This is a genomic window from Shewanella sp. 10N.286.45.A1 (assembly GCF_041470405.1).
Taxonomy (GTDB): domain Bacteria; phylum Pseudomonadota; class Gammaproteobacteria; order Enterobacterales; family Shewanellaceae; genus Shewanella.
Genome location: NZ_JBFRMK010000354.1, coordinates 1 through 5233, shown reverse-complemented (window position 1 = coordinate 5233; position 5233 = coordinate 1). Strand labels below are relative to the sequence as shown.

The 5233-nt window shown below is 41.8% G+C and carries 4 protein-coding genes; 3 read left to right on the top strand and 1 reads right to left on the bottom strand.

Going from position 1 to position 5233, the window contains the following annotated elements; translation table 11 throughout:
- Positions 1-436: 436 nt before the first annotated feature.
- The 3 genes from AB4238_RS21030 (at position 437) to ilvN (ending at position 4224) form a co-directional block, all read left to right on the top strand.
- Entirely contained in the window at positions 437-1648 is a 1212-nt protein-coding gene (locus AB4238_RS21030; protein WP_372035431.1) for a multidrug effflux MFS transporter, read from the top strand.
- 360 nt (positions 1649-2008) lie between these two features.
- Complete coding sequence (locus tag AB4238_RS21025; protein ID WP_372035429.1) at positions 2009-3730, top strand: acetolactate synthase 3 large subunit; 1722 nt, start codon at positions 2009-2011, stop codon at positions 3728-3730.
- A complete protein-coding gene (gene ilvN / locus AB4238_RS21020; RefSeq protein ID WP_371995407.1) occupies positions 3730-4224 on the top strand; it encodes an acetolactate synthase small subunit in 495 nt (164 codons plus the stop codon). The genes AB4238_RS21025 and ilvN overlap by 1 nt, the downstream gene beginning before the upstream one ends.
- An 84-nt stretch (positions 4225-4308) precedes the next feature.
- Here ilvN and AB4238_RS21015 read toward each other — a convergent pair whose 3' ends face one another.
- A complete protein-coding gene (locus AB4238_RS21015) occupies positions 4309-4749 on the bottom strand; it encodes an Hsp20 family protein (protein ID WP_372035426.1) in 441 nt (146 codons plus the stop codon).
- Positions 4750-5233: the final 484 nt, after the last annotated feature.

The following is a 5233-nucleotide window of genomic DNA, read 5'->3' as shown; positions in this document are numbered from 1 at the left end:
AGTAGATCAACTACTTATATTGATTGGTATAACCTATACCGCAGTAGAAATAATTAAGAAGCGCGGCCCTTCCAATTAGCTCGCTAAGGATCATCGCTCAAGCCAACATTGAATTCGAGTAAAAACTAAACTCGAAAGATCAACAGCACCTAGAGAGGATTAATAGCGTTAAGCTACAATCGCTTTCTAAATAGATGCTTACAAATACAATGAGTTTTTAGAATGATTAACAGACAATTTTGATTGGTTAACGACTATTAAAACGATAAAATACGCGCATATTCAGTTTAGTACACAACGTTGAGTTTTAACTGTACTAGGCTCAGTCAGTTAAACCCAAAATTTCTTTTCAATAATACAGTCCAATCTAATCGACTTACGCATAAATATGTCCCGGTTTTATTCACTTTAACAACTGCGACACCAAGAGGTAGACTTGAAAAATACGCCCGAACAGCATACTGGCCACATTGGTATACCAAACTTAGCACTGCTTATCCCTATGCTCGCAGCGATTGTCGCAATTACGCCTCTCGCTATCGATATGTATCTGCCTGCTATGGCAACACTTGCCAGCAGTTTTGATACCGGAATTACCCTAGTCCAGCAGTCTCTCAGTTTATATCTAGCTGGTTATGCATTAGGCATGCTAAGTTTTGGCCCGCTGGCGGATCGATACGGCCGTCGCAGAATGGTTATGATAGGTCTAACTGGCTTTATGCTAACCAGTTTTGCATTGGCATTTGTGCAATCAATAGAGGCCTTTCTTACACTTAGGTTCTTTCAAGCCTTTATTGGCGCAGCAGCGACTGTTGTGGTTCCTGGCTATATCAAAGAGGTATACGGTAATAATACTGCCAAAGGCATGTCTTATGTGAGCTTGATTATGATGTTAGCACCGCTAATCGCTCCAAGCATTGGTAGCCTAATACTAGAGCTAGGGGAATGGCACCTGATCTTCTTCATACTGGCCTTCTATGCTTGTGGATTATTGATATTAGTATCTCTCAAACTAAAAATGCCAAGTGACTCAGACTCAACGAGCCGCAGTAGCAAATCGTTTTTTGGTGCTTATGCGACGGTTTTTACTAAGCCCGGCGTTAAGCTCAATATTGCCTGTGGTGTACTAACGTCATTTGCTTTCTTCTGCTACTTAACGGCGTCGCCATTTGTCTATATGGAAGTTTTTGCTTTAGATAAGTCACTGTTTGCCATTCTTTTTAGCACCAATGTTGGCGCATTGATGCTTGCTAATGTCATCAACAGCAAGATAGTTGGACGTTACGGTTCAAAAAGAATGCTGCGAGCCTCAACCATTATGGGCGTTTTCGCAGCAAGCGGCTTGCTGTTGGTTAATATGCTAGATCTTAACTATCTGTTTACCGTCATCATGTTGTTGCCACTTATGGCATGTTTAGGTGTAATGTCTGTCAATGCAGACGCTATTGTATTGATGAAATTCCAACAAGAAACCGGCACAGCTACAGCTGTAATCGGTACTCTCAGATTCGGTTTTGGTGCTTTAGCTGGGCCGCTATTAGCGCTGTTTTATACTGGCACTGCGGTACCATTTTCAGCCTTAATGCTCGCTGCTGTTATTCTGGTTGGTTTATGCCAACTACTGAGTAAGCGCGAACCAAGTGCGTAAATGACATTGAGACTCAGCTTGGATTAAGCCACTGAGTCTTTTTATCCTTCCATGTACAATTTTTTATTGTTTCACGCTCAAGTTATTTTACTTTTCTGCCTGCTTTTCTGTAAACGATATTGAAAATTCTTCATTTAGAACGATTTAATCGCATTCTATGCTTGAAATCATATGGGTATTTTATATGATGAACTTGGCTTAAAAAGCCAGTGCTGCACAGAGACCCTGTGATAATTTTTCTTTTTGAAAAATACAGCCTATCGAGAGCAAGGATCACCGTCCAAGCTTAATTATTAGAGCGATTACCGTCGCTGTAGCTAGATACTGCATACCGTAGCGGTAACTTAGAAAGGAAATATTATGGAGAAGCTATCAGGCGCCAGTATGGTTGTCCGTTCTCTTATCGACGAAGGCGTTAAACATATATTTGGCTATCCAGGTGGATCAGTTTTAGATATTTATGACGCTCTGCACCAAAAATCCAACATCGAACATATCCTTGTAAGACACGAACAAGCTGCTGTACACATGGCAGACGGCTACGCACGTGCTACTGGCGATGTAGGAGTTGTGTTAGTAACTTCAGGTCCTGGAGCTACCAATACTATTACCGGCATAGCAACAGCGTATATGGATTCCATTCCGATGGTGGTTATATCAGGTCAGGTTCATAGTAGCTTGATTGGTAATGACGCATTCCAAGAGTGTGACATGATCGGTATTTCAAGACCCGTTGTTAAGCATAGTTTTCTAGTCACGGATCCTCGTGACATCCCAGCTATTATCAAGAAAGCATTTTTTATCGCTGCCAGCGGGCGTCCAGGTCCAGTCGTTGTCGATGTACCGAAAGATTGTATGAACCCAGAGATTTTACATGAATATCAATATCCAGAAGATATCTCAATGCGCTCATATAACCCGACTACCTCAGGACACAAAGGTCAGGTTCGTCGCGGACTTAAAGCACTGTTAGCGGCTAAGAAACCGGTTCTTTATGTTGGTGGCGGCGCAGTTATCTCAGGCTGTGACAGCCAAATTTTAGCCTTATCAGAAAAGCTGGGGATCCCGGTTGTAAGTACCTTGATGGGACTGGGTGCATTTCCGGGCACTCACCCAAACAGTGTGGGTATGTTAGGCATGCACGGCTGCTATGAAGCCAACATGACGATGCACAATAGCGATCTTATTTTTGGTATTGGCGTTCGTTTTGATGATAGAACGACCAATAACGTTGAAAAGTATTGTCCTAACGCCACTATTTTGCATATTGATATTGACCCCTCTTCTATTTCCAAAACGATAAAAGTCGATATCCCAATTGTTGGCTCTGCTGACAAAGTATTGGATGAAATGCTAGCGCAAATCGAAGCCAATGATTATGGCATTAGTGATCCTGCTGCCAATGACCATTGGTGGAGCGATATAGCACAATGGTGTGGCCGTAAAAGTTTAGACTACCAAACATCTAAAGAGAAAATTAAGCCACAGCAAGTGATTGAAGTGATGCATAAGCTCACTAATGGTGATGCATATGTCGCTTCCGATGTAGGTCAGCACCAGATGTTTGCCGCACTATATTACCCGTTTAATAAGCCACGTCGTTGGATCAACTCTGGCGGACTCGGGACCATGGGCTTTGGTCTACCGGCCGCTATGGGTGTAAAGCTTGCCAAACCTGATGAAACCGTTATCTGTGTAACAGGCGATGGTTCTATACAAATGAATATTCAAGAGCTATCAACAGCGCTGCAGTATGATATTCCGGTCAAAATCATTAACCTGAATAATCACTTTTTGGGCATGGTCAAGCAGTGGCAGGATATGATTTATGCTGGTCGTCACTCACAATCTTATATGGATTCGGTACCGGATTTCGCTAAAATTTCTGAAGCATATGGCCACGTAGGAATGACAATCAGCGATCCCGCTGAACTAGAGTCAGGCTTAGAGAAAGCATTTGCTATGAAGGACAAGCTAGTATTTGTCGACATTCATGTTGATGAAACTGAACACGTATACCCGATGCTAATTCGTGGTGGTGCGATGAATGAAATGTGGCTGAGTAAAACGGAGAAAAGCTAATGCGTCGGATTATATGTGTATTACTTGAAAACCAACCGGGTGCACTTTCTCGTGTAGTAGGGCTATTTTCTCAGCGTGGCTATAACATTGAAACCCTAACTGTAGCACCAACTGAAGATAAAACGCTGTCACGCTTGACCATAGCGGTTAATGCTGATGAAGCAGTTCTGGAGCAGATTGAGAAACAGCTACATAAACTAATTGATGTGTTGAAAGTGTCAAATATTACTGAGTCAGCGCATATTGAAAGAGAAGTAGCACTGATAAAAGTTAAAGCTAAAGGAGAATACAGAGAGGAAGTTAAACGCCTTACTGATATTTTCCGTGGGCAAATTGTAGATGTCACTCAAAGCCTGTACACAGTGCAACTCATTGGTACTAGTGAGAAGCTTGATGCTTGTATTGCAGCACTGACAGATGTTACCAAGGTGGTTGAGATCTCACGTTCGGGCGTTGTAGGTCTAGCTCGCGGCGAGAAGTCGATGCGTGCTTAGCATGTAACACTCATCCACTAAAAAGGGAGTCATTAGACTCCCCTTTTTATATTCAGCGTTTCAATAATTAGCTAAAGTGACTAATTATTTTGCATCTAATATTCTTGAACTGCCTATCTCAATTTTTCTTGGCTTTAATGCCTCAGGGATCTCTCTCTTAAGATCAATATTGAGTAAGCCATTTTCAAGGTCTGCGCCAATAACAGTTACATAATCAGCAAGCTGGAATGTACGCTCAAATCCGCGCTCAGCAATGCCTTGATATAGATACTTACGCTCTTCGCTCTGCTCTGCTTTGATGCCTTTTACCAGTAACTTGTCGCCTTCACTGGTTATATCGAGTTCATCCATGGTAAATCCAGCAACGGCCATGGTAATGCGATAGCGGTGTTCATTGAGCAGTTCGATATTGTATGGTGGGTAACCTGAATTGCCTTTGTTTGACGCGGCATGTTCAGCAAGTTGTGCCAAACGGTCAAATCCAATAGCGCTACGGTAAAGTGGTGTTAGGTCGTAATTTCTCATGGTATATCCTTGTATCAAGCAATATATTTAATTTTATTGGCCGACTCATTCAAAATGTGAATGGTTGTCGCACCGGGCTAATTTTCACTAACGTTCTCGACCCCGAAGGCATCGTAATCTTGCTAGCTAAGAACCTCATTGAGCGTCCCATAATTAATATATGTAGCCAATATTTTGCTTTTCAAGGGATGTTTAACAATTATTTTAATAATTAATACCAATTGCATTAAGTATTTGACCCGATTAGAGCCCATCTGTCTTTTCGATTCAAAACACATTGGTAAATAAATGGTGACTCCCTTTTAAACCAATGCAAAACAGAAGTGAAAAGACAGAGCACTCACGTACTGCGGCTGAGATAACAAATTAGCAAAACGCTGAATGGTCAAACTTTTAATGCAATTGGTATTATTCTAGCGACGATTTTAGTATTCACTGCGCAACTAGCATAAAAAAAGCAGCCATTAGGCTAATGCCGATCAGT

What these genes read in the sequence shown, in the direction of transcription:
- AB4238_RS21025 (WP_372035429.1), top strand. Translation starts at nt 2,009, where the DNA reads ATGGAGAAGCTATCAGGCGCCAGTATGGTTGTCCGTTCTCTTATCGAC.
- ilvN (WP_371995407.1), top strand. Translation starts at nt 3,730, where the DNA reads ATGCGTCGGATTATATGTGTATTACTTGAAAACCAACCGGGTGCACTT.
- AB4238_RS21015 (WP_372035426.1), bottom strand. Translation starts at nt 4,749, where the DNA reads ATGAGAAATTACGACCTAACACCACTTTACCGTAGCGCTATTGGATTT.